Below are 24,842 nucleotides of genomic sequence, written 5' to 3'. Positions count from 1 at the left end.
GACATTGAAGTCTAATGTCTTGCTAGCTCGCCAGGGGGAGGCGCTATGAGTATGAGCAATACAGTCACTAAAGTCGAAGAATTTGAAATTGATAATGCAACCGTAGAAGGTGCATTGGAAAATGAATCAGTTTCAGAACAAGTTGAAGCCAAAGAAGAATTTGATGCCTCTTCTAAAAGCTTAGACGCCACACAACTCTATCTTGGTGAAATCGGTTTTTCACCACTACTTACCGCAGAAGAAGAAGTTCTTTACGCACGCCGTGCCCTACGAGGTGACGAAGCCGCGCGCAAAAGAATGATCGAAAGTAACTTACGTCTGGTTGTTAAAATTTCACGTCGTTATAGCAACCGTGGTTTGGCGCTGCTGGATCTTATCGAAGAAGGTAATCTAGGGCTTATTCGTGCGGTTGAAAAGTTCGATCCAGAAAGAGGCTTCCGTTTCTCTACCTATGCGACCTGGTGGATTCGTCAGACAATTGAACGTGCCCTAATGAATCAGACACGTACTATCCGATTGCCTATCCATGTCGTGAAAGAGCTGAATATTTATTTGCGAACCGCTCGTGAGCTTTCCCAGAAGTTGGACCATGAACCGACGGCTGAAGATATCGCACAAACTCTGGATAAACCTGTTAGCGATGTCAGCAAGATGTTACGCCTTAACGAGCGAGTAAGCTCTGTTGATACACCAATTGGTGGCGAAGGCGAAAAAGCACTGCTTGATATTATCCCTGATGTAAATCATTCCGATCCGGAAGTTTCGACTCAGGATGACGATATTAAGAGCTCACTGATTGACTGGCTTGATGAGCTGAATCCTAAACAGAAAGAGGTTCTGGCAAGACGTTTTGGTCTTCTTGGGTACGAACCATCGACACTTGAAGAAGTTGGCCGTGAAATCAATCTGACTCGCGAGCGAGTGCGTCAGATTCAGGTAGAAGGTTTACGCCGTTTAAGAGAAATACTGATGAAGCAGGGACTTAATATGGAATCTCTGTTCGATGTAGAGCAATCATAATTACTAACACGTTGGTTGTTGTAACAAGAAGGGGGACATTGTCCCCCTTACTCATTTTTACAATCCCTTTCTTTCAAATGCTATAACAGCTTTTTAAGTCTATACAGCTCTTCTAGAGCTTGCCGAGGTGTGAGGTCATCAGGGTCAATTCCCGCTAGTGCTTCTTCTACTTCACTTGGTTCTGGTATCAGGCTGAGTTGGTTTGCGATATCAACGTCAGGTTTTCCTTCTGGTCTATCATGACCCAATTGCTCTAATTGCTTCAGCTTTCCTCTGGCGTTTTTAATCACCGCTTTTGGTACACCCGCCAATCCCGCGACTGCTAGGCCGTAAGATTTACTTGCAGCCCCTTCCTGAACAGCGTGCATAAAGGCAATACTATCTCCGTGCTCCATCGCATTGAGATGCACATTTGCCAGGTGACTTAACTGATTTGGAAGCTCTGTCAGCTCAAAGTAGTGAGTAGCGAAGAGCGTCATAGCACCGATCTGATTTGCCAACCACTCAGCACTTGCCCATGCCAGCGAAAGGCCATCGTAGGTACTGGTCCCTCTTCCAATTTCATCCATTAGCACTAGGCTGTATGGAGTGGCATTATGAAGGATGTTCGCCGTCTCGGTCATCTCTACCATAAAGGTTGAACGGCCAGAGGCTAAGTCATCTGAAGCACCGATACGGGTGAATATTCGGTCTATAGAGCCAATGTTTGCGGCTTCTGCCGGAACGTAAGAACCGATATGAGCCAAAAGAACGATCAAAGCTGTCTGGCGCATATAAGTGGATTTACCCCCCATATTAGGACCAGTGATAATCAGCATTTTTCTGTCTGGGTGCAGCTCAGTCGGGTTGGTGATAAATGGCTCGTCCATTACCTGTTCCACAACAGGATGGCGACCATTTTGAATATGGATGCCAATATCTTCTTTTTCATTCAGTACCGGGCGATTGTAATCCAGAGTATCGGCACGCTCTGCCAGATTTTGCAGAACATCCAGTTGTGATACTGCTGACGCCAGATTCTGTAGTTGCTCAAGGTTTGGAAGCAACAGATCAAATAACTCTTCCCATAGTTGCTTTTCTAATGCTAGCGCTTTTGAGCGTGAATTTAGCACCTTATCTTCGTGCTCTTTCAGCTCTGGGATAATATAGCGCTCTGCATTTTTCAGGGTTTGTCTGCGAACATAGTGTGGAGGCACAAGATGGCTCTGTCCTCGGCTTACCTGAATATAAAAACCGTGAACATTGTTATAGCCCACTTTCAGAGTATCGATACCGTGGCGATCACGCTCGTCGGCTTCCAACTGGTCAAGATATTCCGTTGCACCGTCTGCCAGTTTGCGCCACTCATCAAGCTCTGCATTGTAGCCTTCTGCGATAACGCCACCGTCACGAATGACTACTGGCGGGTTCTCTTTTATCGCTCTCTCCAGTAGGTCGCATACCTCATCCATCGGGGAAGCAAACTTAGCAAGTTTACATAGGTAATCATCCCCCATTGAGGACATTACCGACTCCAGCTCCGGAAGTTGCTGCATCGCGTGGCGAAGTCGAGCCATATCTCGAGGACGAGCAGAACGGATGGCTAGCCTTGCCAGAATACGTTCGATATCGCCGATCTGTTTTAGTACCGGTTTTAAATCAATAAAACAGCTTTGATCTTTTAACTCAGTAATAGCGTTTAGTCGCTGATTTAGCACCTTACGGCAGCGCATTGGCTGGTGTAGCCAGCGTTTTAGCATTCGGCTACCCATTGCGGTTGCACAGTGATCCAGAACTTCTGCCAGGGTATTCTCCGTGCCACCGGATAAATTCTGGGTAATCTCTAGGTTACGCCTTGTTGCCGCATCCAGAATGACAGAGCTGTCCTGACTATCCAGTACGATTGAACGAATATGCGGAAGCGCGGTTCTCTGGGTATCTTTTACGTATTGAATCAGACAACCCGCGGCACAAAGGCCAAACTCAGACTTTTCAACACCAAATCCTACAAGATCTCTGGTTCCGAACTGTTTGTTAAGTTGCTGTTTTGCTGTATCTAACTCGAACTCCCATACTGGTCTGCGACGATTGCCGTTACGACTTTCCATCAGGTGAACAGGTTCAAAATCTTCAGGGAACAGTAGCTCTTTAGGTGAAGTGCGCTGCAACTCTGCCTGCATTGCTTCTTCTGTTTCTGGCTCTGAAACAAGGAATCGACCTGAAGTAAGATCCAGTGTAGCGTAGCCGAATTTACCCTTGTTGTGATATATCGCAGCTATAAGGTTATCGACACGTTCAGAAAGCAGGGCTTCATCGGTAACCGTACCAGGAGTAACAATACGAACAACTTTTCGCTCAACAGGGCCTTTACTTGTAGCCGGATCGCCAATTTGTTCACAAATAGCGACAGATTCGCCTAACTGAACTAGCTTCGCCAGATAGCCTTCGACAGCATGGAAAGGGACACCCGCCATTGGAATAGGTTCTCCTGCAGATGAACCTCGTTTGGTTAACGAGATGTCCATGAGCTGGGAAGCTCGTTTTGCGTCATCATAGAAAAGCTCGTAAAAGTCCCCCATACGATAGAACAGCAGAATGTCGGGGTTCTCTGCTTTCAGCTTTAAATATTGCTGCATCATTGGAGTATGGGACTGTTTTGCCTTTACCATGTTAACCTTTATTGCTTTAACTTCGATTTCTAGCGGCTTAGGATACGTGAATAGAATCAACTGGCAAGATGAAAAGGGGATTTATGGACAGGTTAAAACAGTTAAGTGAACAGGTTGGGGCTATGCTGCTTCAAAGTGGTGACGTTATGGTTTCTGCTGAGTCCTGTACTGGTGGTGGTGTAGCCGCCGCAGTAACAGATATCTCGGGGAGTTCTGCATGGTTCGACCGTGCTTTTATCACTTATAGCAATGAAGCCAAAATGGAAATGCTGGGGGTGACTGCTGACTCGTTAGATAACTTTGGAGCGGTTAGTCAGCAGGTAGTAAAAGAGATGGCTGAGGGTGCAGTAAAAAACTCTAACGGAACCATCTCGGTATCCATCAGCGGTATCGCAGGCCCTACGGGTGGGAGTGAAGAAAAACCAGTAGGTACTGTTTGGTTTGGTTGGCACTGCAAGGATAAATCTATTCAGGAGTGTTGCCTGTTTGATGGTGACAGGGCATCTGTCAGATACCAGGCATGTATCCATGCATTAGAAGGCATTGAAAAGCTTTTGAAATAAATTGAGGTTCCGCTGAATAGGGAACCTCAATGTATCTGCGTATAACAGCTGTTATCGGTTGATAGCAAAAGTAGGAAGAGACAGATGCCACCTGATCGCACCCAGCCTGATGATCAGGGTGGATATTGCGCCGGATAAAAATGCAACGTTGGTTTCATAACCTAACGATAAAGCCGAAACGTGGAATATGCCACCTAGGATACAGGCAGTTGCGTAAACCTCGCTTCGCAGCACCATAGGGACTTCTCTCGCCAGAATATCGCGAATAATACCGCCGCCACAGCCGGTTAACACACCCATGATGATGGCGATCAGATAAGAGTCCTGGAAATGTAACGCTTTTTCTACTCCGATTCCGACAAAGGCAGCTAAGCCAATCGCATCACACACCGGAAGTACGTACCAGGGGAGTCGTTTAGGCCGTCTGACTAAAGCCATTGTAAGTACGCAGGTTACCAATATTACCCAGATATATGCAGGGTCTGTTATCCAGAAGATAGGCGTTGCTCCCAGTGCCATATCTCTGATTGAGCCACCACCAATCGCAGTTACGCTCGCTAGTACCATCACGCCAAAAGGATCCATTTTTAGTCGCCCTGCCAGGAGTACTCCGGAAATCGCGAAGATAGCGGTCCCGAACATGTCAAAAAAGTATAATAAGGATGAATCCATGTTCAATAAGTAATCAGGTTGCTAAAAGAGGCTAGATTTTACGATACTTTTTTAATTTGAAAAGTAATAGTTTTGTTAGGCTTCAGACTAAGTTATTGTCGAGCTTTATCGAAGAACTTACAAACCTCTTCAACGGCATATAGTGAGCGTGGGGTAGGCCTATTAAGCCAGTCTGCATTCAATGACCATATACGGTTATTTGCAACAGCAGGAACCTGATCCTGCCAAATCATCCACTGGCTGGTATCCTGAACTGCATGAGCAGATGTAAAGATAATTTCCGGTGCGTAGGCAAGTACTTGCTCAAGACCAACCTGAGGGTATGGGCTGGGCGCTTGCTCAAATATATTGATGCCACCACAAAGCTCAAATACTTCGCTAGGCCAGCTGGACTGAGCAATGGTAAATATCGGTGAGCCGCTTAACTGATAGAAGTAGGGTATCGGTTTCTTGCTCTGGTGCTGGCTTTGAAGCTGGTGAAGCTTATCTCTAAATTGTTTAGCAACGGTGATACTTATTTCTGGGTTATTGCTATATTTTCCTAATTCCTCGATTCTTGAGGCGATATCTGTCAGCTTTTCTGTATCTGTATAGAAGATTTCAAATCCCAGGTCTTCCAGCTGCTTCAAGGATTTTAAAGATGCCCCCGAGCGCCAGGCGACGATTAAATCAGGGTTTAACGCGATAATTCGTTCTATATTGATGCTGTTGTAAGCGGCTACTTTTTCCAGTGATTTTGCCTCTTCTGGGTAGTCACTGAATGCGCTTACTGCGATCATCTGTTTACCGAGGCCAGCTGCATATGCGAGTTCGGTTGATGACGGAGCTAATGATATGACCCTTTCTATGGCAGATGAAAGAGGAGAGTAGATACAGGCTAAGAAGAGTAACAGTATTGATCTCAAGTCAGATTCCCTGATTTATGGCAAGCATAATCAGGCTTTGAATGATAATCCAGATAAGTCCTTTCCATGCTAGTAGTTTCTTTATTTGTCCTAAATGAATCGCTGAAGGTGCAATGCGTCCGCCGAGCTTAGGTCTGATGGTTTTTTTCCTGCATAAATAGCAGGCCCACCTAAGGAGAGCTCCAGTTTTCCGCCTACAGCAACAAGTAGCCAGCCAGGACCCGGAGTCGGCCAACCGCTTCCTTCTACCTTTAACTGCTTAACTATTCCAGCCCCTTTGTTGCCTAATGCGATTAGCAGCGCAAATAATCTGTGTGGTAGATAATCCATTGCAGCCAGCATTCTGACAGCAGGAAGGCCAAAAGGGAGGAAGGTTTGTCTGCTTGGCGACCAGGCTCGTGATAGCTCCTGAATTAGCCGGTAAGTAAATGCACCTATTCCTCCTGTCAACCCATACCAGAACAGCACCGAGATTACATTACGGCTAAACCCAAGTACGACAGTTTCTGCACCAGCTTTACCTAATCCAAGTGGGGAGAGGGTAGACACTTCTCTATTGAGAATAGGTTCTAGCAGTTTTCGTCCCGCAACTTTATCTTCTTTGGTCAGAGCGTCACTCAGCCCGTTTGCCAGCTTTTCGCTATTACGCCAATCCAAAGCAAGAAGCAACAACGCCAGTTCAAATAGCTGCGGTTGCCAAACCAAAGGTTGAAGTGCTATCAGGACAATGACGGCGGGAACCGTCATTAATAACCATGCAAGAGTGCCAGAGATCAGGCTTTGTGAGTAGCTATGATTTGTGTTGACTTTATCCGCAAGGATTCGGGCAAACGCTCTCCACAATGTTGCCGGGTGCGATGAAAGCGGAATAGGTAATATAAGGTGGAAAAGCAGGGCTCCCCAGAATATTGCCAATGCGCCATTGCTGTATATCTGATCAAATAGATCTTGCATGGTTACCTGTTTATTACTTCAGAAGTTCAGCCATTTTCACAACCATCTCTGAAGAGCTCTTCGCTGCAAGAGGCAGGAACTCATCAAAGCTCATTGGAGATTCTTTATCTGCAACATCAGAGATTGCACGTACTACCACAAAAGGTACATTGAACTGGTGACAAGTCTGAGCGATAGCTGATGCTTCCATCTCTACTGCGATAACTGAAGGGAAATGGGTACGGATATAGTTTTGACGGTCTTCTGTGCAAACAAAAGTATCGCCAGTACAGATCAGGCCGCGAACAGCGTGTTTGTCACCAATTTGTTCTAGCGCCTGCTCAGCTACCTGCATAAGCTTTTCGTCGGCTTTAAATGCTGCTGGCTGACCAGCCATCTGGCCCATTTCATAACCAAATGCAGTAACATCTGCATCGTGATGGCGAACTTCGGTAGAGATAACGACATCACCATGGTTAAGAGATGAGTCAAAGCCACCAGCGGAGCCTGTGTTTATAACTACATCCGGCGAAAACTGATCTAAAAGAATTGCTGTACCAACTGCTGCAGCAACTTTACCAATACCAGACTGAAGAAGCACAACGTCAACACCGTTTAGCTGGCCCTGATAGAAAGTGCAGCCGCCCTTTTTTAGTTCTTCGCAGTTCGCCAATGAACCTTTAAGAATTGCAACTTCTTGCTCCATCGCGCCGATAATGCCAATTTTCATAGATATACTCTTTGGTTTCAGATAATAACCGCAGGATAGTAGCATATTTTACATTCGGCCAACACGTTCTGAGAACAGTCGGTTACTGACTTATTTTGAATAGGTGTCCAAATTTTCCTGATTTGTGTTTATAGGTATGTGCTAACTGAGCGAGTAGTAGTTCTGCAGTTGCTATAGCGTCTATAAGGGCGTTGTGCGCTGCGTATTGCGGTAAGTTATATTCGGTTCTCACTGAGGTCAACCGATTATCTTTATTCCATTGTTTTCCCTTTTCTAATGAGCGCCATTGTTCAATCCTTAATGTGTCTATCCAGACAAGTGGCAGTTCAGGAATGTTGAGGTGTGTTTGCGCATAGAAATCAAGAAATCGTTTTTCAATGATTTTTCCATGAGCCACTAATATCTTGTTCCTGGAGCGTTCAAGCAGTTGAAGAACTGCTGACTCAAGAGAAACTCCATCTCTCACCATTTGCGGAACTATATGGTTGATCACTGCAGTTTGATGGTTGATATTGTTGCTATTGTCGACGTAGATATGCTCCGAGGTGGCAAAGTCAATCTGATGGTGTGATATCTCGACCCAGCCCATACTGATGATGTCACTTTTCTCGGGTTCGAATCCGGTTGTTTCAAAGTCAACAACCAGAAATGAGAGTTGCTCTAACGGCGTATTTCTATCTGGAACCAAAGCCGCGAGATTTTCGTATACAACATCAGGTAGGGGGTGTTTAGTGTATTTCGTGCGTATTGAGGCCAGATCCTTTAATTGGTCTCTCTGCTTCAGAAATCTAAGCATCAGTTTAATCTCATTTTGGCTGCTTGTTGCATGTCATCAATTAAGCGAAATGCATCTTTAATATGTTTGCGCTCGAAGCTACCAAAGTAATCTGGATTAATATTGTTGTCAGGAGTTTCCCCTTTATTTAGTTGATCGACCTGATAAGAGAAACGGAAACTATTTAAGAAGTCATAGACACTCAGAATATTTTTTAGTGTGGCGTCCGTCATTAGCCCAGCCTTATTGGCGTCAATAAGCCTTTCTCTGGTATTGCAGGCATCTGATTTAGCTGAAAGTGCATAGATACGCGCGAGGTCTACTATGATATTAATTCCGTAGCGCTTGATATTCAGTGTCTTTTCATCGTTATCATTCTTAGTCAAAACCAGGTTATGAAATACACCAAGTGGCGTTCTGTTGGCTGCAGCATCATTGATAAGCTTAACGAGAAAGTGGCGTTCAGATGTCATTTCTTTAAAGTCACCAGATAAGACATCTCCAAAATTTCGGTTGCCGTAGATGACTCTGATGTCTAAAAACACACTCAGATTAAGTAAGCGTTCATATTCAGGGCTTTTGATCCACTTCTTATAGTACTCCTGCCATACAGATAAGGGCTGGCACCATTTAGGTGTAACCGCCATAAATTTGCCTGAACATAGTTCATAGCCACAAAGCGCCATTCCTTTGGTTACTATCATAGCTAGATGGCGGAAATAGAATTTATCTGACGCTGTAGCATCGTTGGACATGATAATGCCACTATCCTGATCGGATAGGATATGGGCTTCTTTGCGAGCGTGAGAGCCGGATACAATCCAGGCAAAATCGCAGGGTACTGGGCCCAATCTATCGATGGCAATATCAATAAGTCGCTGATTGAAGCTATCCATGATAGTACTGAGTATGGTGCTGATTAGATCCGCTGGTACTTTATCATTTGCCAGTTCTTTGAATATTCTGTTTCTATCCCCGGCCAGTTTTGCCAGCTCTTTTTCGCTTCGGGATTTTTTTATTTTATCTATTAGATAGATCGCTTGAATTCTATGGTTTTGAAAAAGCTGGTGAAGAGATAATAAGGCTACCACCTTACCATCTTTGACTACAGGTAAGTGCTTAATATGCTGTTCCATCATGGATATGGCAGCTTCAAACACTGTTTGGTCAGGTGAAATGGTTATTGGAGCCGGGCTCATGATCTGTGTTATTGGCAATGAGGTATTGATATCTTCTGCAACTACGCGATAGGTCATATCAGCATCGGTAATAACACCAATCAGCTTTCCACATTCCAGGACCATGGCGCAACGGGTTCTTTCACTGCGCATTGTTATAGCGACATCTCTAATTGAGCTCTCTGCATCAACCTGAGTGAACCGCTCGCTGGCAACCTGATTTACGGTGTTGAAAAATGAACTGCTGTTTACGTCGCTCCATGTTGAATCGACAGCCGATCGGATCCTATCCTCTGGTTTGGCTGTGAAATGCTCCGCATACTCAGGATATTGCTTCTGGATATGATGGATAGTCTCTGACGGAACAAGATACAGCAGAGAGTTGTCGATCGCTTTTATTTGATAACGAGTTTCAGATTCAGAGAACAGACTGAAGCCAAAAACATCTTCTTCCTCTAACTTTCCTCTCAGGGCTCCATCATTAAGTCTCTGTTCTACGGCACCTGTTCTGACGATATACAGATACTTGTCATCGTCCGACTGTGCTGGGGGAATAATTTCCCCTTTAGCAAGGTAGATAACTTTTATAGATGAGGTAACACGATCCAGTAGTGGCTGAGGTAGCCTGCTAAATGGGTCGATACCTGAGATAAACAGCTCGATGTTAGGTATAAGAGTTTCCGACATAATAAGCCTGTTCAGTAAATAGACGCTAGGCTATTTATATCACTAAAATGGAAACGTTTACATCTTTCCGGGTATGTTCAAGCTTAGCTGGTTCATTTAAGCTCAAATACAAAAAAGGCCAGCTCGAAAGCTGGCCAAATATAAAGTTTTGGAAGGAAACTTTATCTATAATAGTTTTTACCTGAAAGCTAATGCCCTTATGCGTTTGACAGCATTTGAGAGTCTGCTTTCGCTTCAAGGTTTGTGTTGCCCATTAGATATTCATCGACTGCGCGAGCACATTCACGTCCTTCGTTGATACAGCGAACAACAAGCGACTGACCTGTACGCATATCACCAGCTGCGAATACGCCTTGCTGATTTGTTGCGAAACCATCGGTCGCCACGTTACCGCGCTCATCCAGTTTGATATCCAGCTGAGCCAGAACACCGTTTGGTTCAGGATGCAAGAAGCCCATTGCAAGGAATGCCATATCACATGGAATTTCACGCTCTGTTCCCTGAATTTCAGCGAAGTTAGGACGAACACCTGGTTTCGCTTCTTCCCACTCGATATCCGCAATGCGAAGGCCGGTAACATTACCATTTTCGTCGCCGATAAACTCTTTGGTCAGGATGCTCCAATGACGCTCACAACCCTCTTCGTGTGAAGTAGAGGTGCGAAGAATCATAGGATACTGAGGCCAAGGCATATTAGCTGTGCGCTTCTCTGGTGGCATTGGCATGATCTCCACCTGAGTGATACTTGCTGCACCGTGACGGTTAGAAGTACCAACACAGTCAGAACCTGTATCACCACCACCGATAACCACAACGTGCTTACCTTTTGCGTGAATCTCTTCGGTCTTCAGATCCATGTTGTTTGCACGGCGGTTGTTTTGACCTAGGAATTCCATCGCAAAATGAACACCTTTCAGCTCACGGCCTGGGATTGGCAGGTCACGAGGAACGGTAGAGCCACCAGTCAGAAGCACAACATCGTATTCCTGACGTAGTTGTTGAGCGTTGATATCAACACCGATGTGAGCGTTGGTTTCGAATACGATACCCGCTTCTTCCATGATATTGATCTTACGGTCAATGATATCCATGCCTAGCTTAAAGTCAGGGATACCGAAACGTAGCAGGCCGCCTACTTTTTCATCACGCTCGTAAACAGTCACGCAGTGACCTGCACTGTTTAGCTGTTCAGCGGCAGCAAGACCCGCAGGACCAGAACCGATGATCGCCACTGTTTTACCAGTGCGCATACGCGGTTTCTTAGGTTTAGCGTACCCTTCACGGTACGCTGTTTCTACGATGGTCTTCTCGATGTTACAGATGGTAATTGGATCCTGGTTAATGCCCAGAACACAAGAACTTTCACACGGAGCAGGACAAACACGACCAGTAAATTCCGGGAAGTTGTTTGTACTGCTTAGTATGTTCCATGCTTCTTCCCAGCTGTCACGATATACGGCATCGTTAAATTCCGGGATGATGTTGCCGATAGGGCAGCCGTTATGACAAAACGGCACACCACAGTCCATACAGCGAGAAGCCTGATCATTGATCTTCTCACCAAACTCTTCGTTTAGTACGAACTCTTTGTTGTTTTCAATACGAACACTTGGGTCGATCTTCTGTGGCAGTTCACGACCATGCTCTAAAAATCCAGTAGCCTTACCCATTATACTGCCTCCAACTCTTCCTGAGATGCTGCTTCAGCTTCTGCCTTGCGCTTATTTAGTACCGCTTTGTAGTCACGCGGCATAACCTTAACCATCTGAGCAAGGTTAGCGTCAAAGTCATCAAGGAACGCTTTAGCAACGGTACTTCCTGTCAGCTCAATATGCTTGGTTAGCATGGTTTCTAGTAGCTCTCTGTCTTCCTGTTCGATTGGATCCAGGTCAACAAGTTCAGGGTTCAGCTTAGTTGCTTCGAAGTCACCGGCTTTGTCCCATACGTACGCTGTACCACCACTCATACCAGCAGCAAAGTTACGTCCAGTTGAGCCAAGGATTACAGCGATACCACCAGTCATATATTCACAACCGTGGTCACCAACACCTTCTACAACTACCTTAGCACCTGAGTTACGTACACAGAAACGTTCACCAGCAAGGCCGCGAATGTAGGACTCACCAGAGGTAGCACCGTAGAAACATACGTTACCTACAACGATGTTTTCTTCAGCAGTAATCGTAGAGTTAGCATCTGGGTAAAGTACCAGAGTACCGCCCGACAGACCTTTACCCCAGTAGTCGTTCGCATTACCTTCAACTTCGAACTTAACGCCCTTAGCAAGGAAGGCACCGAATGACTGACCTGCAGAACCGTTGAACTTCACGTTCATTGGCTGTGGCAGACCCTGATCTTTGTATACTTTCGAAATTTCATTCGACAGCATAGTACCAGTACTACGGTCGGTGTTAATGATCGGAAGCTCAGCATCAACAGCTTCGCCTTTCTCAAGAGCTGGCGTAGCAAGAGAGATAAGCTTACGGTCAACTACTTCCTCAAGAAGGTGATTCTGTTCAATCTGGTTGTAAACACCATCTGACTCACGAGCAGGTTCAACAAACAGAACCGGAGACAGGTCTAGGTTAGTGTATTTCCAGTGTTTAACATCTTCGCGTACTTTTAGCTTCTGAGACTGACCAACCATTTCGTCAATAGTGCGGAAGCCAAGTTCAGCCATGATTTCACGCAGACCTTCAGCCATGTACTGGAAGAAGGTAACAACGTCTTCTACGCGGCCATCAAAGCGTTCACGAAGCGTCTTGTTCTGAGTTGCGATACCAACTGGACAGGTGTTCTTATGACACTTACGCATCATGATACAGCCTTCAACAACAAGCGCTGCTGTTGCGATCCCCCACTCTTCAGCACCAAGAAGTGTTGCTACTGCAAGGTCACGAGGTGTCTTCATCTGGCCATCAGACTGAACAACGATACGGTTACGCAGACCGTTCTTCAGTAGAGTCTGGTGAGTTTCAGCCAAACCTAGCTCCCAAGGAAGACCAGTGTGGCGGATAGATGAGATTGGTGATGCACCTGTACCACCATCAAAGCCAGCGATGAGTACAACGTCAGCTTTCGCTTTTGCTACACCAGATGCGATAGTACCTACACCCGCTTCAGATACCAGCTTCACGTTTACGCGGCCAGCACGGTTTGCGTTCTTCAGATCGTAGATTAGCTGAGCCAAGTCCTCGATTGAGTAGATATCGTGGTGTGGCGGTGGCGAAATCAGGCCAACTCCCGGAGTGGAGTGACGAGTTGCACCGATCCAGTCATCTACCTTATCACCCGGTAGCTGACCACCTTCACCAGGCTTCGCGCCCTGTGCCATCTTAATCTGAACTTCATCAGAGTTAGTTAGGTAGTAAGAAGTTACACCAAAGCGACCAGATGCAACCTGCTTGATCGCAGAGCGTTCCCAGTCACCATTCTCTTTTCTTTCGAAACGAGCAGGATCTTCACCACCTTCACCAGAGTTCGACTTAGCACCGATACGGTTCATCGCAACTGCTAGTGTTGAGTGTGCTTCATAAGAGATAGAACCGAAGCTCATTGCACCTGTAGCGAAACGCTTAAGGATGTTTTCAATTGGCTCTACTTCAGCCAGCGGTACTGAGCCAGCTGGGTTCTTAACGAATTCAAGCTGGCTACGTAGTGTCGCAGCATCATCACCTTGTGAATCAACAGCACTAGCGTACTTCTTGAACTGGTCGTAATTCTTGTTACGGGTAGATTCCTGTAGCAGAGAGATTGTTTCTGGATTAAACAGGTGTTTCTCACCACGTTGTTTCCACTGGTAAACACCGCCAACGTCTAGACGCTGGATTGGGATTTCACGAGTTGGGAAGCCAATACGGTGACGAACGATCACTTCTTTTGCGATGTCATCGATTGTCAGACCCTGAATACGTGAAACAGTACCAGTGAAGTACTTATCAACGACAGACTTGCTGATACCAAGTGCTTCAAAGATCTGTGCACCGTGGTATGACTGAAGTGTTGAGATACCCATCTTAGAGAAGATCTTAAGCAGGCCAGCATTGATGCCTTTACGGTAGTTATCAAATAGCTCTTCTGCAGAAGCTTCTGGATCCAGTTTTTTCTTCTTCTGAAGATCAACAATGGTTTCCAGAACAAGGTATGGGTTAACTGCGTTTGCACCGTAACCACAAAGAGTTGCGAAGTGGTGCGTCTCACGAGCATCAGCCGTTTCGATAACGATGTCACACTTCGCACGCAGACCCTTACGGATCAGGTGATGGTGAACCGCGCCGACTGCCAGCATTGCTGGAATAGCCGCGTGGTTAGAGTTAATTGCACGGTCAGTCAGAAGGATGATTGAGTAACCGTCAACAACGGCATCTTCCGCGTACTGACATACACGCTTAAGTGCACGTTCCAGCTTGCCTTCGTCTTCGCTGGCACGGAATACGATATCCAGCGTTTTCGCCTGAAGGTGCTCGTTATCGATAGCGCGTAGTTTTTCTAGTTCTGAGTTCGAAAGCACAGGAGAAGAAAGCTCAACTTTCTGACAGTGTTCCGGAGATTCCGTCAGCAGGTTCTGATCCTTACCAAGGTAAGTATTCAGTGACATAACCATGCGCTCACGAATCGGGTCGATTGGCGGGTTGGTTACCTGAGCAAACAGCTGCTTAAAGTAGTTAGAAAGATGCTGTGACTGGTGAGAAAGTACCGCTAGCGGCCAGTCTGCACCCATTGCACCTAGTGGTTCTTTACCATCACGAGCAAGAGGAACGATGATTTCGTTCACTTCTTCAGAAGAGATGCCGAATGCTTGCTGAGTATGCAGCAGACGCTCTTGAGAAGGCTGGTGGTGACGGTTATCAGCTTCAGGAAGCTGTTTCAGGCAAAGTAGGTTCTCTTTGACCCATTGTTCATACGGCTGTGCGGATGCAATGCCATCTTTCACTTCTTCGTCAGAAATGATGCGGCCTTGTTCAAGGTCGGCAACGAAGATACGACCTGGTTGCAGGCGACCGTGATGCTCAACGTTCTCTGGCTCGATCTCAACAACACCAGTTTCTGATGCCATTACAAGGAAATCGTCTTTTGTCACTGTGTAGCGAGAAGGGCGCAGACCGTTACGGTCAAGTGTCGCACCAACCTGAACACCATCAGTGAAACATACAGAAGCCGGGCCATCCCATGGTTCCATTACGTTCGCGTGGTACTGATAGAACGCGCGACGAGTTGGATCCATGTTCTTATTTTCCTGCCATGCTTCAGGAATCATCATCATTAGCGCATGTGGCAGACTACGACCAGAAAGAACCAGAAGCTCTAGCGCCATATCGAAGTTAGATGAATCCGACATTCCTTCCTGACAAATAGGAAGAAGCATGTCAATTTCGGTCTGAGTAAACAGCTCTGATTCAAGAATGGCTTCACGAGCCTTCATCCAGTTCAGGTTTCCGCGCACGGTGTTGATTTCACCGTTGTGAGCGATATAACGGAAAGGCTGAGCCAGACGCCATCTTGGGAATGTGTTTGTTGAGAAGCGAGAGTGTACTAGTGCAAGCGCGGTAACCATGGTTGGGTTACCAAGGTCGAGGAAGTATTGAGGTACTTGCTCTGTAGTTAGCTGACCTTTGTACACCAACGTCTTATAAGACATAGAGTTGATGTAGAATTCATCTTTAATATTTGAAACACTTTCCAAACATACGCGAACGGTATAGTTACGCAGAACGTATAGCTTACGCTCTAATTCTTCTGGTGTTACGCCTGGACCACCAGAAATAAATACATGTTCAAATTGAGGTTCTGTACTCAGTGGATCAGCACCAAGCATAGAGTTATCCACCGGAAGCACACGGTAGCCAAGGATTTCAAGATCCAGGCGGCGAGCGTTGCGTTCCAGGATATCACGGCACTGCTGACGTTTATGTTCATCTTTAGGAAACAGAACGACACCAACACCATACTTTTCGAAAGACGGCAGCTTAATACCTAGCTTTACTGTCTCTTCAAGTAAGAATTCATGGGGTTTTTGTAAAAGAATACCCGCGCCATCACCGCTGCTAGGGTCACAACCCTGACCGCCTCGGTGCTCCATGCGCGCAAGCATATCCAGTGCTTGGGTCACGACCTCGTGAGATTTACGGTTTTTTAAGTGAGCAACAAAACCGATACCACAAGCGTCATGCTCCAGCTCAGGAGTATAAAGACCTTGTGCTTTTTGCTCTCTATCTACCATAGATACATCCTTCCAGTTAAATTTAAGGCGCAATATGCCTAATGCTTAGAGCATTTCTGCCTTAATCCTTAAAGTTATTCGAACTTAGCTTATCTGTGCATAAGCCTGAATCCTTTCCGTTCTTCACAGGAATCAAAGTTTGTGAAGAAAACATTTCCCTAGTGATATCCTTGGTTATTTATCCACAATCTAGTGGTTTATATAGGTAGGTTAGGATTATCACAATACATATCACACGATAATCCTTAAGCTATACCTGCAGGGATTATCCGCGAACGTTCAGACATCCTACTTTTTTTTGTAGCTTAATTCCAATAAAAGTTGACCTTGAACAAATTTTTTTAAGAAGGTAATGAATAACAAGCACATATATGTTTTGGAATATGGGTGTTTTCCTAAAAAGAATGCATCTTTATTGATTATTAATATAATACTCACCGGTAATACCTCTATAATGACCCACCCAAACTTGGGAATTATGTAATTTTATTTCAGTTTCATACCTTTATTGGCATCACATGCAGTTACACGAATTAGTTAATACTCTGGGACAGGACTTACAGAGACGCTATGGCGAAAAAGTCCATAAATTAACCCTACATGGTGGTTTTAGTTGCCCGAATCGGGACGGGACACTTGGTAGAGGTGGATGTACCTTTTGTAACGTTGCTTCATTCTCTGATGAACAGACACAAAAGCAGAGTATTCTGGAACAACTGACCGATAGAGCGGGAGAAGTGCATCGCGCTAAAAAATACCTGGCTTATTTTCAGGCATATACCAGTACTTATGCCGAAGTGCAGACGCTGAAATCTATGTATGAAGAAGCACTTCAGGCTGCGGATATCGTTGGCTTGTGTGTAGGTACTCGCCCTGACTGCGTTCCGGAAGCTGTTTTAGAACTGTTATCTGGTTATGTAGAACAGGGTTATGAAATTTGGCTAGAACTTGGTCTTCAAACCGCCAATAACGATACACTTAAACGAATCAATCGTGGTCATGATTTTGAGTGCTATGCTGAGATTACAAAGAAAGCACGAGCTCTTGGTATAAAAGTATGTACTCACCTTATTGTTGGTTTGCCTAAAGAAACTCGTTCTGACTACATAGATACAATGAGCAAGGTTGTAGAAGTAGGAACTGATGGTATCAAGCTTCATCCGCTACATATAGTAGAAGGAAGCACGATGGCTAAGGCGTGGAAAGCGGGCAGAATGGAAGCTCCTGAACTTGAAGAGTATGTCTCTGTTGCAAGCGAACTCATTCGGATGACGCCACCTGACGTTGTCTATCACCGTGTATCCGCTGCGGCAAGACGGCCAACTTTGCTTTCGCCATTGTGGTGCGAGAACCGTTGGCTGGCGATGACAGAAATAGGAAGGAATCTTGATAAAAATGGTCCTCAAGGTTCATTAATTCAGCGTCCTTTCACATATACGAAACCTATAGTTGACTAAGTGTGAAAACCGAATAGATTGTTGACGCGTATATCATTGGTGTAGTTATCAAAAATGGATAAGTTGCTCTTACAGTTATCAGAAATACATTCGTTTGTTGGCTTCGACGTACTTCTAGTCGTTTTCTGTGTTGTGGTAGCTGTTTATTATCGGGCGAGAAAGCAAAATCAGTTTTATCAGCTGCTTCAAGATTCTCCTCTGGCTATGCTTATTATTGGTGAGCAGTCAGGAAAGCTGATTGCTGCCAACCGTTCAGCAATGCAACTGCTGGGTGTAAGACAAGTAGGTAAGAGATTTATCTATCCATCCTCAATTTCCCCGGAAAGCATGGTAGCTCTATTTAGTCAGTTTGGTGGCATGAGCTTTAAGAACCACCGTTATAACTGGGTTATATCTGACCTTTCTAAAACATCTTTAGATCTATCTGGCCGAAAAAGTACCTATAAAGGAAACCGGGTTTGGATTGTTTATGCGGTTCCTCACCAGAAATCTGCTGAAGAGACCATACAGGAACAAACCTCTCTTAGAATTTCTAAAACGGCGATGGATTCCCTGTCAGAACTTATTTTTATCAAAGATAAAGAAGGGCAACTTATTGGTACTAACAGGTCATTTGACAATTTTTGGAAAGGCCGCAGTGATGAAGGCGCAATTACAATAAAAGGCCCAATGCGTGGCAGAAGTAACCAAAGAAACTGGACAACAGATTCAGAGGGCAGAAGTTGCCTGTTAGAAACCTCCCATACCATGCTTATATCTGAAGACGGTGAGGTAATCGGGTCTTTAGGTATCAGCCATGATGTGACTGACTGGTATAAAATGCAGCAGGATCTGCGAGATGAAATGGATCGTCGAAAAGGCACCGAAGCTGCGCTTGCTCAACGGGATATCATTCTTCAGTCTATTCTCGACTCTTCCCCTGATGCGATAGGGATTTTCAATGAAAATAAGGTCTATGAAGCGTGTAATCAGGCGTTTGCTTCAGCTCTCGGTATTGATGATTACCGGGAAATGATAGGGGTAAAAGCAGATGAAATCTTGCCGGAGGAGGTTCATAGTCGCTTTACCCGCTCTGATGAACTGGTCATTAATGAAGGAAAGACGCTACGTTACGTGGATCATATGTTTGATGACAACGGGGAAAAGTGGCTGGATGTCGTCAAATCACCATATAGAGACTCCGCCACATCGCAAAGTGGTGTCCTTATCATGGCTCGGGATGTTACAGAGAGATACCTGGCAGAGCGCAAGCTGGAAGAAATGAACGAAGAGCTGGAAAAGCTCAGCTTCCTGGATAGCCTGACCACAATAGCTAACCGACGTCAGTTTGATGAAAAACTGGAAACCTTCTGGAATCTGCATATCCGCCAAAAAACATCACTGGCGATATTGTTAGTCGATGTGGATTTTTTCAAAAACTATAATGACAACTACGGCCACCAGATGGGAGATCAGGCATTAATTGAAGTTGCTAGTGCTTTCCAAAAAGTGCTGACTCGATCTACTGACTGTGTAGCTCGTTATGGTGGTGAAGAGTTTGCCTTTATTTTACCGGAAACCGATCTGGCCGGCGCACAGGTTATTGCAGAAGGCATTCATGCGGCGGTCAAAAAGCTCAATATCACGCACGAGTATTCTGATATAGCGTCGCAGCTAACTCTGAGTATTGGTATCGCTTCGTATATCCCTGAAGTCGGGGAACTGTCTAGTACTATCATTAGCCGTGCAGATAAAGCTCTGTATGAGGCGAAAGAGAGTGGCAGAAACCGCAGTTGTTTTTATAAAGCTTAACGTTTAGGTGTGTCTTCACTACTTTTTTGGTGAGTGATCTTTATCCTTCCAATCACGACAGCAGACGATAAAATGGTTCCATACAGTAGACATGGAGCATTAAATGAAACCAATCAAAAACTTAGCGCAGTACTATGTCGATCTGCTGGTTAAGCTAGGTATTCTGAGATTCTCTATTCTACTGGCGCTCGCTATTGTAGCCCTTGCCGTGTTCGTTCAGGTCGGTATTACACTTGGACTGCAAGGTAACGTAGATAATATAGATATCATTCGTTCCGTATTTTTTGGCCTGATTATCACACCCTGGGCCGTCTATTTCCTTTCCGTTGTTGTTGATCAACTAGAAGAGTCTCGTCAAAGGCTATCTAAACTGGTAGCGAAACTTAAAGATATGCGTTCCCGCGATCAGGAACTAAATAACCAGCTTCAACAGAATATTATTAAGTTAAATCAGGAAATCGAAGAGAGACGCAAAGCAGAAAATGCTCGTGAAGTTGCGATGAAAGACCTTGAAGCCGAGGTCTATCAGCGCGAGATGACCCAAGTAGAGCTTGCGGAACGTACTGCACTTTTGCGCTCGTTTATTGATGCGTCCCCTGACTTGATTTACTACCGCAATGCCGATGGCGTATTTTCTGGTTGTAACAAGGCGGTTGAAGATCTGATTGGTAAAAAAGAGCGTGAACTTGTTGGGTTAACCCCGTGGGATGTATACAGCAAAGAGGTGGCCAGTCAGGTTGTAGAAACCGACCAGCAGGTTTTCAAAAGTAATGAAGAGATTACTTACGAACAATGGCTTGAATATCCCGATGGCAAAAAGGTTTACTTTGAACTTCGTAAGGTTCCATTCTATAGCAAAGATGGACGCCACTTGGGATTGGTTGGGTTTGGCCGTGATATTACCGAAAGGAAGAAGTATCAGGATGCTCTGGAAAAGGCCAGCCGCGATAAAACCACCTTTATTTCAACGGTCAGTCATGAGTTAAGAACGCCACTGAATGGTATTGTAGGCCTATCCCGAATGTTGCTCGATACCAGGCTTGATGAGGAGCAGCGGCAGCAGATGCAAACCATCAATGTTAGTGCGGTAACTCTGGGCAATATTTTCAATGACATTATCGATATGGATAAATTTGACCGACGTAAGCTGGAACTGTTACCTAAGGCTATCGATTTCGGTGATTTTGTATCCGAGATGGAGAGCATTTCAGGGTTAATGGCTCAACAAAAAGGGCTGCGTTTTGACCTGGAAAGGCTAACTGAACTTCCAAGAGCAATAGAGGTAGACGCTACCAGGTTACGTCAGGTGCTCTGGAACATTGTTGGTAATGCAGTGAAGTTCACCAAAGAAGGTGGCGTTGTTATGAGTGTTAGCGCCGATGTGAGTGACGGTTTTGCCAGTATATCGCTAGAAGTTGAAGATACAGGGATAGGCATACCGGAAAAAGAGATCGAGAAGATCTTCGCAATGTACTATCAGGTGAAGTCTGGTAAGGATAATCTGCATGCTGTGGGCACGGGTATTGGCTTGGCGGTTTCTAAACAGCTTATCAATATGATGGATGGTGATATTACCGTATCAAGCGAGGAAGGGTTCGGTAGCGTGTTTACCGTTTCCTTCCGTGTACCGGTAACAGAGATTCTTGAAGAGCAGGCTAACAAGCCAATGGATTCTGGCCCTTCACTCAATATTTTTATGGTGGAGGATATTGAGCTCAATGTGACAGTGGCGAAATCTCTGCTCGAAACTCTGGGGCATAAAGTTACGGTTGCTATGAACGGTGAAGAAGCCCTGGATAACTTTGAAGAGAATACCTACGACCTGGTTCTGCTGGATATTCAGCTTCCGGATATGACAGGCTTTGATATTGCTATGTATCTCAGAGACAACTATGACAATCTACCACCGCTGGTGGCACTCACTGCGAATCTAATGAAAGATAAAAATGACTATCTGGAAAAAGGTATGGATGATGCTTTGAGTAAACCTCTATCTATTAAGGCGATAAAACGGGTGATAGAAAAATATACCGATAAGGGAATGACCAGTGAAAGCCAACCTAAGCCACAGGTTACGGAGAGTAAGCCTGCCTCGGAGTTAGCATCAAGGTTGCTCGATTTAGAAATGCTGGAATCTTATATCGAAATAGTCGGAACGGAGCCTGTATTTGACAGCATAGATATGTTCGAATCCATGATGCCAGAGTACATAGAAATTCTCGATTCAAACATGACGGCTAAGGATCAGGACGGCATTGTTTCTGAAGCACATAAAATCAAGGGTGCGGCAGGTTCAATTGGTTTAAAACATATCCAAAGTGTTGCTCAAAAAGCCCAGTCACCAGATTTAACGGCCTGGTGGGATAATATTAATGATTGGGTTGAAGAGATAAAAAATGAGTACCAGAACGATATTCAAGTATTAAGGGATTGGCTGAAAACTCGTCCGTAATTTCTCACAATTCTTTGGGAAGAGGATAAAACAAAAAGCGCGAAACTAAAGTTCGCGCTTTTTTGATTTTGTTATCTGTCAGTGTAGAAGTTAGTCTTCCAGATCACCACAGAAGCGGTAACCTTCACCGTGAATGGTAGCGATAATTTCAGGAGTATCACCTACAGATTCAAAGTGCTTACGGATACGGCGGATAGTTACATCCACAGTACGATCGTGTGGCTTAAGCTCACGGCCTGTCATCTTCTTAAGAAGGTCTGCACGAGTCTGGATCTTGCCAGGGTTCTCACAGAAGTGAAGAAGAGCGCGGAATTCAGAGCGAGGAAGCTTGTAGCCTTCACCCATAGGGCTGATTAGAGAGCGGCTGTTGATATCCAGAACCCAACCATTGAACTCGTATTTCTCAACAGTACGTTTCTCTTCTGGTGCTGCATTAGCACTCATTGAGCGAGTTAGTAGGTTACGAGCACGGATAGTAAGCTCTCTAGGGTTGAATGGTTTTGTGATGTAGTCATCAGCACCAATTTCAAGGCCTAGAATCTTGTCTACTTCATTGTCGCGCCCTGTCAGGAACATAAGCGCTACGTTTGCTTGCTCGCGTAGTTCTCTTGCAAGCAACAGTCCATTTTTGCCAGGAAGGTTGATATCCATGATAACAAGGTTGATCGAGTTATCTGATAATACGTCATGCATCTCTTCACCATCACTGGCTTCGAAAACAGCATAACCCTCTGCTTCAAAAATGCTTTTGAGAGTATTGCGAGTTACTTGCTCATCTTCAACGATAAGAATCTGCGGGGTTTGCATCGGCGGTACCTAATTGTAACTATAATGTTTAAATTTAATTGAATTCTAGGCAAAAAATAACATATGAGTAACTTGTTTGCGATGTTATGCAGAAAATTTTCGAGAATTATCTACAAAATAGGATGCCGTCCGGTGGTCCACCTGTGCTGCAAACTTATCTGATTGTTGAGAGAAAGCGAATCCGTGGGTGTCTCTCTATTGCCATAATAGCGATGGATTCTAATATTTTAACGAGATAGCAACAATAACAGTTTGTTAATTTTTTTCACTTTGTTGATTTATATCAAGAGACCTAGTCGTCATCTATTGATAGTTATATAGCCGAGGTATTGTGAAGATAAATGAACATAAATACACCACTTTTGGATGCTTATAGAAACTCATATTTCTTTATAAACAAAGAGATAGGCCTTATTGATTTTGCTGTTATTACGGCATGGAACCCATTTGGTAAGTTGATGTCCAATAGTGTTAACCAACGTGCAAATTATGATTTGGAATGTGATATTTTGAAACAAAATTACGAAAAATTGCTCGTTGGTGATATAAATAGGGAATGGACGGAAGAGAGCTTTGCGGTAGAAATGCCTTTGGTAGAGGCTGTAGAGCTCGGAAAAAAATATAACCAGAACGCAATTTACTATGTAAGAAACGATAGATTATTTTTGGTTTCTTGCGTTGATAACAATGCCGATGAGAGTGAAATAGCACAGTTTTCTCAACGGGTTAAGTAGTAGAAAGGATTATATTAAAACTCAGTAATGTGTTTGTAATTTGGTAATGATTACCTTGTAGCAAATACGAGATTTGCTGAAAAACTCAAGGAGGAAAAATGAACGATATACTTCCAGATCTTTGTGATAAGTACGAAGAGCAGGTAACACTGCTTGATTTGCCACTACAGAGCTACGGCCAACGGTATGCTTTTTTCGGTGAGATTGTCACAGTACGATGCTTTCACGACAACTCTAAGGTAAGAGAAGTCTTAAGCCAGGGTGGAAAAGGTAAAGTTCTTTTCGTAGACGGGAATGGTTCCTGTAAAAAAGCGCTGCTCGGCGATCAGCTTGCAATTATGGCGATCGAAAATGGCTGGGAAGGCGTTATTGTGTATGGTGCGGTAAGAGATGTAGCTGCATTGTCTGAAATGGATTTGGGTATTAAAGCACTTGCGGCTAACCCATTTAAAACAGAGAAAAAGGGTGCTGGAGAGGTAAACGTTCCTATCACTATGAACCGACAAACGGTTCTGCCAGGTGATTATATCTACGCAGATTGGAATGGTACTCTTATCTCACATGAGGCTCTGGAGTTCTAAAAACGGAACCCTAAACCTACTTCAAAACCTTGCTGCCACTCTTCGTAATCGAGAGTGGCATGCAAATCCAGATGTTCAGAGATTTTTACTCGGCTAGATACTTCTGCGGAATATACATTTCCTCGTTCACCACTTTCTTGCTTTTCATTTTTAGTGTGCAGTGTACTTTGAAGTACCACCTTCTCGCTGAACTGATAACTGACACCACTCAAAAAACCGTTCTCGTTCAGGGTTTCATTATTGCCACTATTATTGAAGCGGGCACCCACGTACAAATCAACGGAGTCAAAAACAGAGTAGGCATAGCCACTATCAAACTTCCAGGTGTCAAAAGAGTCGTTGTACTGTGTTTGAGTCGATACAAATACTTTATGAGGTGAGTTTTTTTCCTGGCCCGGTAACATAGGGAGGGATTCAGCGAGTGCGCTACCTGAAATTAAAACGAGACAAAACAATGATAATGCTTTCATTATATGCCCCCTGCTTAATTTCACTGAATTTTATTAATTTATCATACTTACTGAATTGTTATTAACTTGTTTTAAAAATGTTCAGCCTATTCATTAAAACACATTTTTCTTACTTTGATCCTTTCATTTTGATCTTTATATAGAACGTTTGGTTATTAAATGGAATATGGATTTGATAAATGCTTGATATTTATAGGATTGATTAAGCGTCTTAACTTT

At 44.5% G+C, this 24,842-nt stretch carries 17 protein-coding genes and 1 pseudogene; 7 read left to right on the top strand and 11 right to left on the bottom strand.

What is annotated here, in order from left to right; genetic code table 11:
* Positions 1-45 precede the first annotated feature (45 nt).
* On the top strand, positions 46-1,020 hold the full coding sequence (gene rpoS / locus P7F88_RS24320; protein WP_277829091.1) for an RNA polymerase sigma factor RpoS: 975 nt from the start codon (positions 46-48) through the stop codon (positions 1,018-1,020).
* An 80-nt stretch (positions 1,021-1,100) separates the two neighbouring features.
* Here the strand turns inward: rpoS and mutS are convergent, their stop codons facing one another.
* Positions 1,101-3,668: a DNA mismatch repair protein MutS gene (gene mutS, locus P7F88_RS24315; protein WP_277829089.1), complete on the bottom strand. Its 2,568-nt coding sequence runs from the start codon at positions 3,666-3,668 to the stop codon at positions 1,101-1,103.
* Between the two features lie 83 nt (positions 3,669-3,751).
* Here mutS and P7F88_RS24310 point away from each other — a divergent pair, with 83 nt between their 5' ends.
* Positions 3,752-4,231, top strand: coding sequence for a CinA family protein (locus P7F88_RS24310; protein WP_277829087.1), 480 nt, complete (start codon positions 3,752-3,754; stop codon positions 4,229-4,231).
* 51 nt (positions 4,232-4,282) lie between these two features.
* On the opposite strand, the gene P7F88_RS24305 is transcribed toward P7F88_RS24310, so the two are convergent.
* The 8 genes and pseudogenes from P7F88_RS24305 to gltB all read right to left on the bottom strand — a co-directional run bounded on the left by P7F88_RS24305 (position 4,283) and on the right by gltB (position 16,331).
* Positions 4,283-4,903, bottom strand: a complete 621-nt coding sequence (locus tag P7F88_RS24305; RefSeq protein WP_277829085.1) for a TRIC cation channel family protein — start codon at positions 4,901-4,903, stop codon at positions 4,283-4,285.
* Between the two features lie 92 nt (positions 4,904-4,995).
* Positions 4,996-5,823 (bottom strand): vitamin B12 ABC transporter substrate-binding protein BtuF, encoded by an 828-nt coding sequence (btuF, locus tag P7F88_RS24300; protein WP_277829273.1) that lies wholly within the window; start codon positions 5,821-5,823, stop codon positions 4,996-4,998.
* Positions 5,810-6,762, bottom strand: a pseudogene (locus P7F88_RS24295) (cobalamin biosynthesis family protein). Before P7F88_RS24295 ends, btuF begins: the two are co-directional and overlap by 14 nt.
* Before the next feature lie 13 nt (positions 6,763-6,775).
* Entirely contained in the window at positions 6,776-7,471 is a 696-nt protein-coding gene (gene mtnN, locus P7F88_RS24290) for a 5'-methylthioadenosine/S-adenosylhomocysteine nucleosidase (RefSeq protein ID WP_277829063.1), read from the bottom strand.
* An 82-nt stretch (positions 7,472-7,553) separates the two neighbouring features.
* Positions 7,554-8,267 carry an exonuclease domain-containing protein gene (locus P7F88_RS24285; RefSeq protein WP_277829062.1) on the bottom strand — a complete coding sequence of 238 codons (714 nt, stop codon included), beginning with the start codon at positions 8,265-8,267 and terminating at the stop codon, positions 7,554-7,556.
* Positions 8,267-10,111, bottom strand: a complete 1,845-nt coding sequence (locus P7F88_RS24280; protein WP_277829061.1) for a putative nucleotidyltransferase substrate binding domain-containing protein — start codon at positions 10,109-10,111, stop codon at positions 8,267-8,269. The genes P7F88_RS24285 and P7F88_RS24280 overlap by 1 nt, the downstream gene beginning before the upstream one ends.
* Positions 10,112-10,308: 197 nt before the next feature.
* Positions 10,309-11,781, bottom strand: coding sequence for a glutamate synthase subunit beta (locus P7F88_RS24275; protein WP_277829059.1), 1,473 nt, complete (start codon positions 11,779-11,781; stop codon positions 10,309-10,311).
* On the bottom strand, positions 11,781-16,331 hold the full coding sequence (gene gltB / locus P7F88_RS24270; protein WP_277829057.1) for a glutamate synthase large subunit: 4,551 nt from the start codon (positions 16,329-16,331) through the stop codon (positions 11,781-11,783). Before gltB ends, P7F88_RS24275 begins: the two co-directional genes overlap by 1 nt.
* A 518-nt stretch (positions 16,332-16,849) precedes the next feature.
* Here gltB and mnmL point away from each other — a divergent pair.
* The 3 genes from mnmL to arcB all read left to right on the top strand — a co-directional run bounded on the left by mnmL (position 16,850) and on the right by arcB (position 22,031).
* On the top strand, positions 16,850-17,788 hold the full coding sequence (mnmL, locus tag P7F88_RS24265) for a tRNA modification radical SAM protein MnmL/YtqA (protein WP_277829055.1): 939 nt from the start codon (positions 16,850-16,852) through the stop codon (positions 17,786-17,788).
* A gap of 54 nt (positions 17,789-17,842) precedes the next feature.
* Positions 17,843-19,579 carry a diguanylate cyclase domain-containing protein gene (locus tag P7F88_RS24260; protein WP_277829053.1) on the top strand — a complete coding sequence of 579 codons (1,737 nt, stop codon included), beginning with the start codon at positions 17,843-17,845 and terminating at the stop codon, positions 19,577-19,579.
* Positions 19,580-19,682: 103 nt separating this feature from the next.
* Complete coding sequence (gene arcB / locus P7F88_RS24255; protein WP_277829051.1) at positions 19,683-22,031, top strand: aerobic respiration two-component sensor histidine kinase ArcB; 2,349 nt, start codon at positions 19,683-19,685, stop codon at positions 22,029-22,031.
* A gap of 90 nt (positions 22,032-22,121) precedes the next feature.
* Here arcB and arcA read toward each other — a convergent pair whose 3' ends face one another.
* A complete protein-coding gene (arcA, locus tag P7F88_RS24250; RefSeq protein WP_277829049.1) occupies positions 22,122-22,838 on the bottom strand; it encodes a two-component system response regulator ArcA in 717 nt (238 codons plus the stop codon).
* 341 nt (positions 22,839-23,179) lie between these two features.
* Here arcA and P7F88_RS24245 point away from each other — a divergent pair, with 341 nt between their 5' ends.
* Both P7F88_RS24245 and P7F88_RS24240 read left to right on the top strand, forming a co-directional pair.
* Positions 23,180-23,572, top strand: coding sequence for a DUF3293 domain-containing protein (locus P7F88_RS24245; protein ID WP_277829047.1), 393 nt, complete (start codon positions 23,180-23,182; stop codon positions 23,570-23,572).
* Between the two features lie 98 nt (positions 23,573-23,670).
* A complete protein-coding gene (locus tag P7F88_RS24240; RefSeq protein ID WP_277829045.1) occupies positions 23,671-24,153 on the top strand; it encodes a putative 4-hydroxy-4-methyl-2-oxoglutarate aldolase in 483 nt (160 codons plus the stop codon).
* On the opposite strand, the gene P7F88_RS24235 is transcribed toward P7F88_RS24240, so the two are convergent.
* Positions 24,150-24,623: a ribonuclease regulator gene (locus P7F88_RS24235; RefSeq protein ID WP_277829043.1), complete on the bottom strand. Its 474-nt coding sequence runs from the start codon at positions 24,621-24,623 to the stop codon at positions 24,150-24,152. The genes P7F88_RS24240 and P7F88_RS24235 overlap by 4 nt on opposite strands.
* Positions 24,624-24,842 lie beyond the last annotated feature (219 nt).

The sequence above is a fragment of the Vibrio hannami genome (assembly GCF_029589055.1).
Classification (GTDB): Bacteria; Pseudomonadota; Gammaproteobacteria; order Enterobacterales; family Vibrionaceae; genus Vibrio; species Vibrio hannami.
The sequence above is the reverse complement of the archived record's forward strand: the minus strand, read 5'-3'. Positions and strand labels throughout refer to the sequence as shown.

Bases quoted from the DNA above. Each gene is read 5' to 3' on its own strand.
- rpoS (WP_277829091.1), top strand. From the start codon at position 46: ATGAGTATGAGCAATACAGTCACTAAAGTCGAAGAATTTGAAATTGAT.
- mutS (WP_277829089.1), bottom strand. From the start codon at position 3,668: ATGGTAAAGGCAAAACAGTCCCATACTCCAATGATGCAGCAATATTTA.
- P7F88_RS24310 (WP_277829087.1), top strand. From the start codon at position 3,752: ATGGACAGGTTAAAACAGTTAAGTGAACAGGTTGGGGCTATGCTGCTT.
- P7F88_RS24305 (WP_277829085.1), bottom strand. From the start codon at position 4,903: ATGGATTCATCCTTATTATACTTTTTTGACATGTTCGGGACCGCTATC.
- mtnN (WP_277829063.1), bottom strand. From the start codon at position 7,471: ATGAAAATTGGCATTATCGGCGCGATGGAGCAAGAAGTTGCAATTCTT.
- P7F88_RS24285 (WP_277829062.1), bottom strand. From the start codon at position 8,267: ATGCTTAGATTTCTGAAGCAGAGAGACCAATTAAAGGATCTGGCCTCA.
- P7F88_RS24280 (WP_277829061.1), bottom strand. From the start codon at position 10,111: ATGTCGGAAACTCTTATACCTAACATCGAGCTGTTTATCTCAGGTATC.
- P7F88_RS24275 (WP_277829059.1), bottom strand. From the start codon at position 11,781: ATGGGTAAGGCTACTGGATTTTTAGAGCATGGTCGTGAACTGCCACAG.
- gltB (WP_277829057.1), bottom strand. From the start codon at position 16,331: ATGGTAGATAGAGAGCAAAAAGCACAAGGTCTTTATACTCCTGAGCTG.
- mnmL (WP_277829055.1), top strand. From the start codon at position 16,850: ATGCAGTTACACGAATTAGTTAATACTCTGGGACAGGACTTACAGAGA.
- P7F88_RS24260 (WP_277829053.1), top strand. From the start codon at position 17,843: ATGGATAAGTTGCTCTTACAGTTATCAGAAATACATTCGTTTGTTGGC.
- arcB (WP_277829051.1), top strand. From the start codon at position 19,683: ATGAAACCAATCAAAAACTTAGCGCAGTACTATGTCGATCTGCTGGTT.
- arcA (WP_277829049.1), bottom strand. From the start codon at position 22,838: ATGCAAACCCCGCAGATTCTTATCGTTGAAGATGAGCAAGTAACTCGC.
- P7F88_RS24245 (WP_277829047.1), top strand. From the start codon at position 23,180: ATGAACATAAATACACCACTTTTGGATGCTTATAGAAACTCATATTTC.
- P7F88_RS24240 (WP_277829045.1), top strand. From the start codon at position 23,671: ATGAACGATATACTTCCAGATCTTTGTGATAAGTACGAAGAGCAGGTA.
- P7F88_RS24235 (WP_277829043.1), bottom strand. From the start codon at position 24,623: ATGAAAGCATTATCATTGTTTTGTCTCGTTTTAATTTCAGGTAGCGCA.